Origin of the sequence: Acidovorax sp. CF316 (assembly GCF_000276605.1) — a bacterium.
Lineage (GTDB): Bacteria > Pseudomonadota > Gammaproteobacteria > Burkholderiales > Burkholderiaceae_C > Acidovorax.
In genome coordinates this window covers 1-13,101 of record NZ_AKJX01000136.1, presented here as the reverse complement: position 1 = coordinate 13,101, position 13,101 = coordinate 1, and the positions used below count along the sequence as shown (strand labels likewise).

General features: G+C 67.9%; 10 protein-coding genes. 5 read left to right on the top strand and 5 right to left on the bottom strand.

Annotation, left to right across the window (positions count from 1 at the left end; genetic code table 11):
- The first annotated feature begins 97 nt into the window (after positions 1 to 97).
- Both PMI14_RS16980 and PMI14_RS16975 read left to right on the top strand, forming a co-directional pair.
- Complete coding sequence (locus PMI14_RS16980; RefSeq protein WP_007856443.1) at positions 98 to 4,966, top strand: PAS domain S-box protein; 4,869 nt, start codon at positions 98 to 100, stop codon at positions 4,964 to 4,966.
- 26 nt (positions 4,967 to 4,992) lie between these two features.
- Entirely contained in the window at positions 4,993 to 6,123 is a 1,131-nt protein-coding gene (locus PMI14_RS16975; RefSeq protein ID WP_007856442.1) for a two-component system response regulator, read from the top strand.
- Between the two features lie 34 nt (positions 6,124 to 6,157).
- On the opposite strand, the gene PMI14_RS16970 is transcribed toward PMI14_RS16975, so the two are convergent.
- On the bottom strand, positions 6,158 to 7,087 hold the full coding sequence (locus PMI14_RS16970; protein WP_007856441.1) for an inositol monophosphatase family protein: 930 nt from the start codon (positions 7,085 to 7,087) through the stop codon (positions 6,158 to 6,160).
- 158 nt (positions 7,088 to 7,245) lie between these two features.
- Between PMI14_RS16970 and PMI14_RS16965 the strand changes: the two genes are divergently transcribed.
- A complete protein-coding gene (locus PMI14_RS16965; protein ID WP_007856440.1) occupies positions 7,246 to 7,998 on the top strand; it encodes an RNA methyltransferase in 753 nt (250 codons plus the stop codon).
- Positions 7,999 to 8,032: 34 nt separating this feature from the next.
- On the top strand, positions 8,033 to 8,812 hold the full coding sequence (cysE, locus tag PMI14_RS16960) for a serine O-acetyltransferase (protein WP_007856437.1): 780 nt from the start codon (positions 8,033 to 8,035) through the stop codon (positions 8,810 to 8,812).
- Positions 8,813 to 8,826: 14 nt separating this feature from the next.
- On the opposite strand, the gene PMI14_RS16955 is transcribed toward cysE, so the two are convergent.
- The 3 genes from PMI14_RS16955 to yjgA form a co-directional block, all read right to left on the bottom strand.
- Complete coding sequence (locus PMI14_RS16955; protein WP_007856435.1) at positions 8,827 to 9,723, bottom strand: hypothetical protein; 897 nt, start codon at positions 9,721 to 9,723, stop codon at positions 8,827 to 8,829.
- A 148-nt stretch (positions 9,724 to 9,871) separates the two neighbouring features.
- Positions 9,872 to 10,474: a molybdopterin adenylyltransferase gene (gene mog / locus PMI14_RS16950; RefSeq protein ID WP_035204262.1), complete on the bottom strand. Its 603-nt coding sequence runs from the start codon at positions 10,472 to 10,474 to the stop codon at positions 9,872 to 9,874.
- Positions 10,467 to 11,126, bottom strand: a complete 660-nt coding sequence (gene yjgA, locus PMI14_RS16945; RefSeq protein WP_007856433.1) for a ribosome biogenesis factor YjgA — start codon at positions 11,124 to 11,126, stop codon at positions 10,467 to 10,469. Before yjgA ends, mog begins: the two co-directional genes overlap by 8 nt.
- 63 nt (positions 11,127 to 11,189) lie before the next feature.
- On the opposite strand from yjgA, the gene pmbA reads away from it, so the two are divergent.
- Positions 11,190 to 12,620 carry a metalloprotease PmbA gene (pmbA, locus tag PMI14_RS16940; protein ID WP_007856432.1) on the top strand — a complete coding sequence of 477 codons (1,431 nt, stop codon included), beginning with the start codon at positions 11,190 to 11,192 and terminating at the stop codon, positions 12,618 to 12,620.
- Between the two features lie 171 nt (positions 12,621 to 12,791).
- Here the strand turns inward: pmbA and PMI14_RS16935 are convergent.
- A partial coding sequence (locus tag PMI14_RS16935; RefSeq protein WP_007856430.1) for a TorF family putative porin occupies positions 12,792 to 13,101 on the bottom strand: 310 nt, incomplete at its 5' end.

The following is a 13,101-nucleotide window of genomic DNA, read 5'->3' as shown; positions in this document are numbered from 1 at the left end:
TGGCAGGCCTGTGCCGGTGGAGGAAATCGATGCAATGCTGGATCCGACACGTTGATGATGGTCCATGGGCGGTGCCTCCGCCTGGCGGAGGCTGCGCATGGCGCAGCTGACCAAGAACGACGGTGGCGGAAGATTCCTGGATCGCGTGCTCGAACGCGATCCCGCCTGGACGCGGGGCCTGGCGCTGGTGGTGGCGCTGTCGCTGCTCGGGGCCTGGCTGGTGGTTCAGGCGGTGGTCTACTGGCGCGGCCAGGAGCGTGCGCTGGAGCGCACGCGCATCGTGCAGCAGGCGGCCGATGCGCTGATCACGCAGACCACGGGGGGCGGCCTGATCGGTGCCGTCTCGCTCATGGGCCTGAGCGAGCCCCAGCTCAAGGACATGGCGCGCGGCTACACGCCGCCGGACGATCCGGGCTCGCTGGCGCGGCTGGCCGTGGCACGCGGGCGCTTTCTGATCAGTGGCGTGTACGTGATGTCGGCCGATGGCACCGTGGTCGCGCACGAAACCGCCGGTGAGCGGGCGACCGGCTCGAACCTGGGCTTTCGCCCCTACTTCCAGTCCGCCATGAAGGGCGCCATCAGCGTCTATGCGGCCATCGGCGTGAACAGCCAGGAGCGGGGCCTGTACTACGCGGCGCCCCTGTACGAGACCGACTCGCCCACCAGCGCCATCATCGGGGTGGTGATGTTCAAGGTGGGGTTCGAGGTGGTCGATGCGCTGCTGGCGAGCACCGGCATCCCGGCCCTGCTGATGTCCCCCCAGGGGGTGGCCTTCTCTTCGACCCGGCCCGAATGGCAGTTCGCCGTGGCGCCGCCGCTCACGCAGGCACGCATCGATGCGATCCGTGCATCGCGCCAGTTCGGGCGCCATTTCGAAAACGGCGTGGCCTCGGCCCTGCCGTTTGCGCCCGATGCCGGCGAGGTGCTGCTCAATGGCGTGACCTATGCGGTGGCGAGCCGCGGCATCGAGTGGAACGACCCGGGGGGGCAGTGGCAGTTGGTGGTGCTCGACGATGTCAGCACCCTGGTGCCCACCTTGCTGCGCTGGCAGGTGGGCACTGCCGCCTTTGTGCTGCTGGCCCTACTCGGGCTGCTGCTGCTGGACCTGCTGCGCAGCCGCGCACGCATGGCGGCAGCGCTGGAGCGCTTCCGGGTGCTGGGCGCGGCGCTGGAGAGCAGTCCCGTGGCCGTGGTCATCACCGATGGGGAGGGGCGCATCGACTGGGTGAACCCCCAGTACGAGCGCAACACCGGCTATGCGCTGGACGAGGTGCGCGGCAAGAAGCCGTCCATCGTCTCCACCGACCAGACGCCGCCGCAGACCTACAAGGACATGTGGGCCACCTTGCTGTCGGGCCGTTCCTGGCGCGGCAGCTTCGTCAACCGGCGCCGCGACGCGAGCATCTACCACGACGAGGCCACGCTGTCGCCCGTGTTCGATGAACGCGGCAAGCGCATCGCCATCGTAGGGCTGCACGAGGATGTCTCGGAGCGCATGCGTGCGCAATCCGAGCTGGAGCGGCGCGAGCGCCTGCTCAACGAACTGCTGGAGCAGCAGACGGCCATCTTCGACAATGCGCCGCCCATCCTGCTGGTCTGCGAAGGGCAGTTCCGCCAATTCAATCCGGCCTTCGTGGAGCTCATGCGCGGCACGGCTTCGCAGCTGCTGGGCGGCGAGGTGACCACGCTGTTCGGGGACCAGGCGCAGTCGGACAGCTTCACGGCGCTCATCGCGCAGCGGCTGGCTTCGGGCCAGGCGCTGCGCGAACGGGCCACGCTGCGCCGCCTCGATGGCAGCAGCTTCGAGGCCCGGCTGGCCGGGCGGCGCATCAACATGGAGGGCTACCGCTCGGCCTCCATCTGGGTCATCGAGGACGTGACGGAGGCGCGCAAGGGCGAGATCGCCATCCAGCAGGCCAACGAGCGGCTGGAAATCGCCCAGGAGGCCGGCAAGGTGGGCGTGTTCGATATCGACCTGGTGGCCGATAGCGTGGTCTGGTCCGACAAGCTCGTGTCCATGCTGGGCCTGCCCGCCGGCACGCAACCCACGGGGCTGGGCTACTGGCTCGATCGCCTGCACCCGGATGACCGCGAAGAAGCCAGCGCGCACTTCAGGTCCAGCCTGGACGGCGGCGATACCGATCTGCGCAACTCCTGGCGCATCGTGCGCCCGGACGGCGAGGTGCGCTGGTTCCTGCTGGCCGCGCGCATCCTGCGCGACGATGCGGGCCGTGCGGTGCGCGTGGTGGGTGTGAGCGTGGACATCCAGGACCAAAAGCAGCTCGAGGAACAGGTGGAGGAGCAACTGGGCTTCCAGCAGGCGCTGATCGACGCGATTCCCGTGCCCCTGTTCTACAAGGGGGCGGACGGGCGCTACATCGGCTTCAACCGCGCCTACGAGCAGGCCTTCGGCGTGCGCCGCAGCGACCTGGTAGGCAAGACGGTGCTCGATCTCGACTTCCTGCCGCCCGAGCAGCGCACGCGCTTCCAGGGCGACAACCTGCAGGCGATGAACGGGCTGGACTCGGTGCACCGGGAAGTGGACCTGCCGTACGCCGACGGACAGGTGCACCACACCCTGTTCTGGCTGCACGCCTTCGCGCGTGCCGATGGCTCGCCCGGTGGCGCCATCGGCACCTTCGTGGACATCACCGACCGCCGGCGCGCCGAGGAGGACCTGCGCCGCGCCAAGGAACTGGCCGAGGAGTCCACGGCACTCAAGTCCAACTTCCTGGCCAACATGAGCCACGAGATCCGCACGCCGATGAACGCCATCATCGGCATGTCGCACCTGGCGCTCAAGTCGGGACTGAACACGCGCCAGCACGACTACGTGAGCAAGATCCAGCAGGCCGGCCAGCACCTCCTGGGGGTGATCAACGACATCCTGGACTTCTCCAAGATCGAGGCCGGCAAGCTCACGGTGGAAAAGCAGCCCTTCGTGCTTGACCGCATGCTTGAGAGCGTGACCGACGTGGTCGGCTACAAGGCCGGGGCCAAGGGGCTGGAGCTGGTGTGCGACGTGGCCGCCAACGTGCCGCCCAACCTCTTGGGCGATTCGCTGCGCCTGGGCCAGATCCTGATCAACTTTGCCAACAACGCGATCAAGTTCACCGACCAGGGCGAGATCAGCATTGCCGTGCGGTTGCTCGAAGAGAGCGAAAAGCGCGTGAGCCTGCGTTTCGAGGTGCGCGACACGGGCATCGGCCTCACGGCCGAGCAGATGGGGCGCCTGTTCGAGAGCTTCCAGCAGGCCGACACCTCCACCACGCGCCGCTATGGCGGCACCGGCCTGGGCCTGGCCATCTGCAAGAGCCTGGCCGAGCTGATGGGCGGCGAGGTCGGGGTGATCAGCGAGTTCGGCAACGGCTCGACCTTCTGGGTCAGCCTGCCGCTGGAGCGCGGCGCACCGGCCCGGGTGGTGCTGCCGCCACCGGACCTGGTGGGGCGCCGGGTGCTGGTGGTGGACGACAACCACACGGCGGCCACGGTGCTGTCGGACATGCTGCAGGCCATGGGCTTCGAGGTCGAGCAGGCCTATTCGGGCCTGCAGGCGCTGGAGATCCTGCGCGAGGCCATGGCCAAGAACCGCTTTTTCGGCCTGCTGCTGCTCGACTGGCACATGCCGGGCATGGACGGTGTCGAGCTGGCCGGGCACATCCGCAGCCTGGGCATGCCCCAGGTGCCGCAGATGCTCATGGTCACGGCCTACGGGCGCGAGGACGTGATGCGCGCCGCGCGCGCGCAGGGCATCGAGACGGTGCTGATCAAGCCCGTGAATGCCTCGCTGCTGCTCGAGACCCTTATGCAGCCCCTGGAGCATGCGCTGCCCGCGCTGCAGCGCCAGTACGTGCCGCCGCCCGTGGCCGACGAGCTGCCGCTGGCCATCCGCGGTGCGCGGGTGCTGCTGGTCGAGGACAACGAGCTCAACCAGATGGTGGCCGTGGAGCTGCTGCGCGATGCGGGCTTCGATGTGGACGTGGCCGGCAACGGGCAGGTGGCCATCCAGCGGCTGCACGAGGACAACTACGACCTGGTGCTGATGGACATGCAGATGCCCGTGATGGACGGCGAGACGGCCACCCGGCACCTGCGCGCCGACCCGCGCTTTGCGCGCCTGCCCATCGTGGCCATGACGGCCAATGCCATGGACGCCGACCGCCAGCGCTGCTTCGATGCCGGCATGAACGACCACGTGGCCAAGCCCATCGACCCGGCCGCCCTGTGGAAGGCACTGGCGCGCTGGATACAGCCGCGCCCCGGGCTGGGCGTGCCCCAGGGACTGCCGCCGCCGCCGCTGCGCAACGGCGCTGGCGTGCCACCGAGCCCCCCCAGGCCCGTGGCCTGGCCCCTGGTGGCGGGGCTGGATACGGCGCTGGGGCTGCAGCGTGCCCTGGGCAAGCCGGCGCTCTATGGCGACATGCTGGGCCGTTTCGCACAGGGGCAGGCGACGGTGGTGCGTGAGATACAGGCGGCGCTCGATGCGGGCGAGGTGGGCCTGGCGGAGCGCCTGGCGCACACGCTGCGCTCGGTGGCCGCCAACATCGGTGCGCAGCCCGTGGCAGACCGCGCCTACCAGCTCGAAGACCTGCTGCGCAAGGGCCCGCAGCCGCCAGAGACCACCGCCCCCTTGCTGGCGGCGCTGGATGCGGTGCTCGCGCCCCTGATCGGCGCGCTGGAGCAGTGGCTTGCCAGTGCGCCGGGCCTGGGCGATGCCGACGGTGCGGTGCCGACCAAGGCCCCCGCGGAGCTGCTGCACCAGCTGCGCACGCTGTTGTTGCAGGACGACCCGGCAGCCGCCGAGTTTTTGCAACACAATGCCATCGTGTTGGAGGGATTCCTGGACCCGGTGTTCAAGGCGGTGGATGTGCACATTCGGAACTTTGATTTCGAACAGGCGCTGGATACCATCGCCTCTGTGGTCCCCGAGCCGCCGTCCTCGCCTGATTCCGCCACCGCCCCCTGAATGGTTCCCCCTTCGCAGGAAAGCCCATGGACAACGCGCCCTTCGCTTCTCAGCAGCCGACCCTTGTGGACAAGCCGATTGCCACGGTACTGGTGGTGGACGATACGCCCGACAACCTCACGCTGATGGGCAGCCTGCTGCGTGAGCACTACCTGGTCAAGGTTGCCAACCACGGGGAGAAGGCGCTCAAGATCGCTCAGTCGGGCACGCAGCCCGACCTCATCCTGCTGGACATCATGATGCCCGAGGTGGATGGCTACGAGGTCTGCCGGCGCCTGAAGGCATCGCCCTCCACGCGCGACATCCCGGTGATCTTCCTCACGGCCCGCTCTGACCCCGATGACGAGCGCATGGGCCTGGCGCTGGGCGCTGTGGACTACATCACCAAGCCGATCAGCCCGCCCATCCTGCTGGCGCGCGTGAACACCCACCTGGCGCTCAAGGCCACGGCCGACTTCCTGCGCGACAAGAGCGCCTACCTGGAGCGCGAGGTGGCCCTGCGCACGCTGGAGGTGCAGGCCATCCAGGACGTGACCATCATGGCCATGACCTCGCTGGCCGAAACCCGCGACAACGAGACCGGCAACCACATCCGGCGCACCCAGCTGTACGTGAAGACGCTGGCCGAGCGCCTGCGCCACCACCCGCGCTTCGAGCATGTGCTCAACGACCGCATGATCGACCTGCTGTACAAGTCGGCGCCGCTGCACGACATCGGCAAGATCGGCATTCCGGACAGCATCCTGCTCAAGCCCGGCAAGCTCACGGTGGAAGAGTTCGAGGTCATGAAAACCCACACCACGCTGGGTCGCGCCGCCATCGAGGACGCCGAAAAGCGCCTGGGCATGCGCGTGGCGTTCCTGAGCGTCTCCAAGGAGATCGCCTACAGCCACCAGGAAAAGTGGGACGGCTCGGGCTATCCGGAGGGCCTCGCGGGCGACGCCATTCCCGTGTCGGCCCGGCTCATGGCCGTGGCCGACGTGTACGACGCGCTGATCAGCAAGCGCGTGTACAAGCCCGCCTTCTCGCACGACCAGGCCTGCAGCACCATCGTGCGCGGCCGGGGCTCGCACTTCGACCCGGACATGGTCGATGCCTTCGTGGACATCGCCGAAGACTTCCGCATCATCGCCCAGAAGTACCCAGATCCGGGATGAGGGCAGGGCGGCGCACAGCCGCCCTGTCGATCCATCAGAGCAGGGCGCTCTGGTCCTGGCCGTCCTGGCCTTCAGCCGCCGCCTCGGCAGCCGGGGCAGCGTCGGCATCGCCGCCATCGGTGGCTGCCTGGCGCACGGCCGCCTTGTCGCCAGCGCTCGCGAACTTGCTGTACTTGCCCAGGATGGGCACCAGCTGGCCATAGATGCGGGGCGTGCCGGCCAGGCACTCGCGCTGCTCCAGGAACTCGGCCTCGCCCGTGAAATTGCCCATCAGGCCACCGGCCTCGGTCACCAGCAGCGAGCCGGCGGCAATGTCCCAGATGGACAGGCCGGTCTCGAAGAAGCCATCGGTGAAGCCCGCAGCCACGTAGGCCAGGTCGAGCGCGGCAGAGCCGGGGCGGCGCAGGCCGGCCGTGCGCTGCATCACGTCGGCCATCATGTTCATGTAGGCCTTGAAGTTGTCGCCCGGGCGGAAGGGGAAGCCCGTGGAGATCAGGCAGTCCTTGAGCTGGGTGCGCTTGCTCACGCGGATGCGGCGCTCGTTCATGTAGGCGCCACGGCCCTTGGTGGCGGTGAACAGGTCGTTGCGCGAGGGGTCGTAGATGACCGCCTGCTCGATCTTGCCCTTGACGGACAAGGCGATGCTCACGCAGTACACGGGAAAGCCGTGGATGAAGTTGGTGGTGCCGTCCAGCGGGTCGATGATCCAGACGAATTCCGAATCCTTGGCGCCGTATTCCGAACCCGACTCCTCGGCCAGGATGCCGTGGCCGGGGTAGGCCGTCAGCAGGGTTTCGATGATGATCTTCTCGGCCGCGTGGTCCACCTCGGTCACAAAGTCGTTCACCTGCTTTTGCGAGATGCGCACGGCCTCCACGTCGAGGGCCGCGCGGTTGATGATGGCGCCGGCGGCGCGTGCGGCCTTGATGGCCACGTTGAGCATGGGGTGCAGGTTGGACGACATAAATTGTGGTTTCAAGCAGTGCGCCGGCAGAGGGCGCCTTGCGAAAGAGGAGCGTGGACCACCGCCCGGCGATGCGGGCGGCGACAATAGGGCGCTAATTTTACCTGCTTTGCCGTTTTTTGTCCCGGTTTGGGGCTTATCCGGCCCCCTGTTACCCCATGAAGACCCGTTTTGTCCTGATCAACACCAGCCATGCCGGCAATGTGGGCGCCGCCGCACGCGCCCTGAAGACCATGGGCTTCGACGACCTCGTGCTGGTCGAGCCGCGCTGGGCCAACGTGCTGCGCCGCGAAGAGACCATCCAGCGCGCCAGCGGCGCCCTGGACGTGCTGGACAAGGCGCGCATCGTCGCCACGCTGGACGAGGCGCTCGACGGCATGAGCCACCTGTGCGCCACGGCCATGACGCCCAGGGACTTCGGTCCGCCGACCCGCACGCCGCGTGAGCACTTTGCGCAATTGACCGCCCCCAGAGCGGTGGATGCTCCGCTGGAGTCGGGCGTGGCCTTCCTGTTCGGCTCCGAGCGCTTCGGCATGGCCAACGAAGACGTCTACCGCTGCCATGTGGCGCTCTCCATTCCCACAAACCCCGGTTTCGGCTCCCTCAACCTGGGCGCGGCCATCCAGGTCGTCGCCTACGACTGGCGCATGGCGCTGGGCGGTTTCGCTGCCCCGGCGCCGCCCAGCGCCGCCCCGGATCGTGAGCTCGCCGATGCCGCCCAGGTGGCCGGCATGCTGGTGCACTGGGAGCGGGCGCTGGTGGACATCGGCTTCCTCGACCCGGAGGCGCCCAAGAAGCTCATGCCGCGTTTGAACCAGCTTTTCAACCGCGCGCAACTGGGGGCCGAGGAAATCCACATCCTGCGTGGTGTCGCAAAAGCCATGATCGAGACGGCGCAGGCAAAGCGCTAGACTGCATTTCCATATTCCAAAAACAACCATAGCCATGTTTGCACGCCTGCGTTCCGACATCCAGTGCATCCTCGACCGCGACCCCGCTGCGCGCAGCACCTGGGAGGTGATCACCTGCTACCCCGGCCTGCACGCCATCTGGCTGCACCGTCCGGCGCACTGGTGCTGGGGACACGGCTTCAAGTGGCTGGGGCGCTTCATCTCGCACATCGCGCGCTGGCTCACGGGCATCGAGATCCACCCGGGCGCGAAGATCGGCGAGCGCGTGTTCTTCGACCACGCCATGGGCGTGGTGGTCGGCGAGACGGCCGAGATCGGCGACGGCTGCACCATCTACCAGGGCGTGACCCTGGGCGGCACCTCGCTCTACAAGGGCGCCAAGCGCCACCCGACACTGGGCAAGGACGTGGTGGTGAGTGCCGGCGCCAAGGTGCTGGGCGGCTTCGAGGTCGGCGATGGCGCCAAGATCGGCAGCAATGCCGTGGTCATCAAGCCCGTGCCCGCCGGGGCCACGGCCGTGGGCATCCCGGCGCGCATCATTCCGTCCAAGGCCGGCCAGAGCGCCGATGTGACCGAGCCGCAGTCGCGCAAGTTCACGGCCTACGGCATCACGCAGGAGGATGACCCGCTGTCGCAGGCCATGCGGGGCCTGATCGACAACGCCTCCTCCCAGGAGCACCAGATCATGCTGCTGTGGCAGGCCATCGAGAAGCTCTCGACGGCGGCACCGGCCACCAAGGACTGCGTGCCCTGCGACGCAGCCACTACCGAGCAGTTCGAGGCCGGCAAGCTCAACGAACTGGTGGGCAAGTAAGCCTGGCCCCGGGCCTACTGCTTGAGGAAGCGGCGGTAGACCGCCCGCGTCTCGGCCTCGAAATAGCGCCCGGCGGTCTGCCTGGACAGCTCCGAGGTCTCCTGCCAGCCAAAGAAGATGATGGCGTCGTAGCTGTCGGAGATCTGCAGTTCCGTCTGCATGAACTCGCGAAAGGCCTGTTTGTCCCAGGCGGGCTCGCGAAAGGCCTGGGCGATGTACCAGGTCTCCACCTTGGGCTGTGCGGCCCGCGCGAGGGCCGGCAGGGTGCGCGACCAGTCGTGCAGCGCGCCGGTGGTGGCCTTGTCGCCCAGCCAGTAGGTGGTGGTGCCCACCCAGTCCACCAGCGCGATCGCCCGCGCGATGAAGGGCATCACCTGGGGATGGCCGAAGGTGGCATGCGGGCTGAACGACAGGCCGATCTTCACCTGCGGCAGGCGCTGGCGCACCAGCGCGACGGCGCGCCGCAGGTCGTCGAGTTGCGCGAGGTATTCCACCGGGTCGTCCGCCACCAGCGAGGCCTTGAGGTACATCTCGTCGAGCAGGTACACATAGACGCCGGGCTGCAGCAGGTCGGCATTCCTGGCGATGTAGGCCTCCAGCACGGCGGGGGCATCGCCCACCAGGCGGGCAGCCCCCCTGTCGGAGATGGTGAACAGGAACAAAAAGTCCAGCATGTTGGTCTTGCCGGCCTTCTGGATCGCGCGCGAGGTTTCCAGTGCGCCACCGTAACCGCCGTAGCCGGCATTGGTCATGAGGTCCGAGGTGGCCACCTGCTCGGGCGTGCCGAAGATCTCGCCCACCAGGCGTGGGGGTGGTGGCGTGGGGCCGTCGCTGCTGCTGCCGCCGCCACCGCCGCAGGCAGTGAGCAGGGCCACCAGGGCGAACTGGAGAAGAAGTCTTTTCTTCATCATGCGGTCGGTGGGAGGTGAAGTGGATCTGCCGGCCAGTCTAGGACGGGTGCATGCCATTTCCTTGTGACCGGGCGCACCTGCGCCGGTCGAGAACCGCATCCCTGGTTACCAAATGCAAACCCGGCGCGGCGCGCCAGGCCCACGTGGCTCAGCGGTTGCGCACTGCGCTCTTGGGCCGAAAGGCCTTGCAGACCTCGTCGCGGGTTTCGAGGTAGGGGCCGCCGATCAGGTCGATGCAGTAGGGCACGGCGGCGAAGATGCCGGGCACGACGGTGCTGCCGTCGGCAGCGCGCAGGCCTTCCAGCGTCTCGGCAATCGCCTTGGGCTGGCCGGGCAGGTTGATGACCAGGCTCTGTCCGCGCACCACCGCCACCTGGCGCGAGAGGATGGCCGTGGGCACGAATCGGAGGCTGATCTGGCGCATCTGCTCGCCAAAGCCCGGCATTTCCTTGTGGGCCACGGCCAACGTGGCCTCGGGCGTCACGTCGCGCAGGGCCGGGCCGGTGCCGCCGGTGGTGAGCACCAGGCTGCAGCCCGCGCTGTCCACCAGCTCGATCAGCGTGGCGCTGATGTCCGCCTGTTCGTCAGGGATCAGCCGGGACTCGAAGGTGACGGGGTTGCGCAGTGCGCGCGTGAGCCAGTCCTGCAGCGCGGGCAGGCCCTTGTCCTCATACACGCCGCTGCTGGCGCGGTCGCTGATGGAGACGATGCCGATGCGCACGGGGTCGTGCGTGGCGGCTGCTTCAGTCATCGCCATCGTCCTCTTCCTCTTCTTCATCGCCAGCGGGGGCGCCGCCCAGGTGCTCGCGCACCAGCTGGAACAGCTCGCGGTAGGCGCGGCCCTTGCGCGGCGCCAGGCCTTGCGACACGGCGGCCTTGTCGGCCGGTGGTGCATCCTTGCGCGCCTGGCGGATCAGGGCGCGCAGCTGCTGGGTGTCGGTATCGGGGTGCTCGGCCATCCAGGGGGCCAGGGCCTCGTCATCGGCAATCAGGCGGTCGCGCCAGTGCTCGGCCAGGTGCAGGGCCAGCTTGTCGTCGGCCGAGCCCTTGTGCTGCTCTTCGAGCGCCTGGCGGGCGGCCTCGACCACGCTGGGTTCGAGCTTGCGCATGAGTTTGCCCACGTACTGCATCTGGCGGCGCTTGCCTTCGAAGTTGGTGATGCGCTTGGCCTCGGCCAGCGCATCCACCAGCTTGTCGGGCAGGCCCACCTTGTCGAACAGATCGGTGCGCAGGGTCAGAAGCTCCTTGCCCAGGTCCTGCAGAGCATCGCTTTCGCGCTTGAGATCGGTTCGGCTGGCATCGGGCGTGCCTTTGAGTTCGGCCTTGAGCTGAAGGTCCAGTTCGCTGCCTTCGGCAACGAAATGGCCCTTCACAAAGTAGCCTTTTTTGGGTTTGCGTGACATGGGTGGGGGCAAAAGGGAGGTGGCGCAGCGCGCGCCACAGCGGCAAGTATCATAGCTGCCGCTATGAATAAACCCTCCATCCGCGCCCCGCGCGCCCCCGGCGCCCCGGCCGCCACCGCATCCGGCACCCCCGACAACGGCTTCAGCTACAGCCGTCCGTTCTTCGAAGAACTGGTGGACCGCGCCCTCGCGCATGCCAAAAAGCTGGGCGCCACCGACGCCGGTGCCGAGGCCTCGGAAGGCTGCGGCCTCTCGGTCAGCGTGCGCAAGGGCGAGCTCGAGACCGTGGAGCGCAACCGCGACAAGTCGCTCGGCATCACCGTCTACATCGGCAACCGCCGCGGCAATGCCAGCACCTCCGATTTTTCCAGCAAGGCCATCGAGCAGACGGCGCAGGCCGCCTACGACATTGCCCGCTTCACGGCCGAAGACCCGATGGCCGGCCTGCCCGATGCCGACGACATTGCGCCCACGGACACGCACCGCGACCTGGATCTGTTCCACCCCTGGTCCATCGACAGCGAGCAGGCCGCGAAGATAGCCATGGAATGCGAGGCCGCCGCGCTGAAGTCCAGCCGCCGCATCACCAACAGCGAAGGTGCGGGCGTATCGGCCCAGCAGAGCCATTTCTTCAGTGCCCACACGCGCGGTTTCCGCGGTGGCTATGCCTCGTCGCGCCACAGCTTCTCGGTGGCGCCCATCGCCTCGCTGCCCGGCCGCAACGCCGAAATGCAGCGCGACGCCTGGTACAGCTCCATGCGCGATGCGGCCGAGCTGGCCTCGCCACAGGCCGTGGGCCGCTACGCCGCCCAGCGGGCCCTGTCCCGCCTGGGCAGCCGCAAGATTCCCACCACGCAGTGCCCGGTGCTGTTCGAATCCACCCTGGCCGCGGGCCTGCTCGGCGGCTTCGTGCAGGCCGTGAGCGGCGGCGCGCTCTACCGCAAGAGCAGCTTTTTGCTCGACTCGCTGGGCAAGCGCGTGTTTCCCAAGCACATCGACATCGAAGAGGACCCCTTCATCCTGCGCGGCAAGGGCAGCTCGCCCTTCGACGATGAAGGCGTGCGCGTGGCACCGCGCAAGGTGGTCAAGGGCGGGCGCGTGGAGGGCTATTTCCTGTCCACCTACTCGGCGCGCAAGCTGGGCATGAAGACCACCGGCAATGCCGGCGGCTCGCACAACCTGACCATGACCTCGCGCCTGACCCAGGCCAGCGACGACCTCGACGCCATGCTGCAAAAGCTGGGCACGGGCCTGTTCGTGATCGAGGTCATGGGCCAGGGCGTGAACTACGTGACCGGCGACTACTCGCGCGGCGCGAGCGGCTTCTGGGTCGAGAACGGCCGCATCGCCTACCCGGTGCACGAGATCACCATCGCCGGCAACCTCAAGGACATGCTGCAGGGCATCGAGGCCGTCGGTGCCGACACCTACAACTACGGTGCCAAGTCCGTGGGCTCCATCCTCGTGAACCGCATGAAGGTGGCGGGCAGCTGACAGAGGCCCCCTGCCACCTTACCCATCAGCGTGCCGGCGCGGAACGCTGATGCTTCCTTTTCCCGGCGGCGGGGCATGCCTGCCGCCACCGCTGCCAGGTCGAGGGGCATGGGCGCGCGCCTGGCCAGCAGTGCAAGCACCGGCGGCACCGCGCGCCGCTGGGCAGGAGGGTCACAGCGTCTTGGTCAGCGTGACGATCACGCGCGATTGGTTGACGGGACCGAAGTAGTCCTTCTTGGTTGCGCCCACCACGGCAGCACCCAGCGACAGGCCCGAACCGAAGTCATAGGCACCGCCGACGCTGTAGTCCAGGTAGTTGGGGGCAGCGATGTCGCCACCGAAGCGCGTGTAGCCCACCGAGGCCTTGGCAGTGATCTTGGGCGCCACTTCCTGGGAGAACGCCAGGTTCAGGTAGCCGGTGTTGCGACCCTTGAAGCCGGGGCCGGCGTAGGCGAAGTAATCCTTGGACAGCGTGTGCGAG

What these genes read in the sequence shown, in the direction of transcription:
- PMI14_RS16980 (WP_007856443.1), top strand. Translation starts at nt 98, where the DNA reads ATGGCGCAGCTGACCAAGAACGACGGTGGCGGAAGATTCCTGGATCGC.
- PMI14_RS16975 (WP_007856442.1), top strand. Translation starts at nt 4,993, where the DNA reads ATGGACAACGCGCCCTTCGCTTCTCAGCAGCCGACCCTTGTGGACAAG.
- PMI14_RS16970 (WP_007856441.1), bottom strand. Translation starts at nt 7,087, where the DNA reads ATGTCGTCCAACCTGCACCCCATGCTCAACGTGGCCATCAAGGCCGCA.
- PMI14_RS16965 (WP_007856440.1), top strand. Translation starts at nt 7,246, where the DNA reads ATGAAGACCCGTTTTGTCCTGATCAACACCAGCCATGCCGGCAATGTG.
- cysE (WP_007856437.1), top strand. Translation starts at nt 8,033, where the DNA reads ATGTTTGCACGCCTGCGTTCCGACATCCAGTGCATCCTCGACCGCGAC.
- PMI14_RS16955 (WP_007856435.1), bottom strand. Translation starts at nt 9,723, where the DNA reads ATGATGAAGAAAAGACTTCTTCTCCAGTTCGCCCTGGTGGCCCTGCTC.
- mog (WP_035204262.1), bottom strand. Translation starts at nt 10,474, where the DNA reads ATGACTGAAGCAGCCGCCACGCACGACCCCGTGCGCATCGGCATCGTC.
- yjgA (WP_007856433.1), bottom strand. Translation starts at nt 11,126, where the DNA reads ATGTCACGCAAACCCAAAAAAGGCTACTTTGTGAAGGGCCATTTCGTT.
- pmbA (WP_007856432.1), top strand. Translation starts at nt 11,190, where the DNA reads ATGAATAAACCCTCCATCCGCGCCCCGCGCGCCCCCGGCGCCCCGGCC.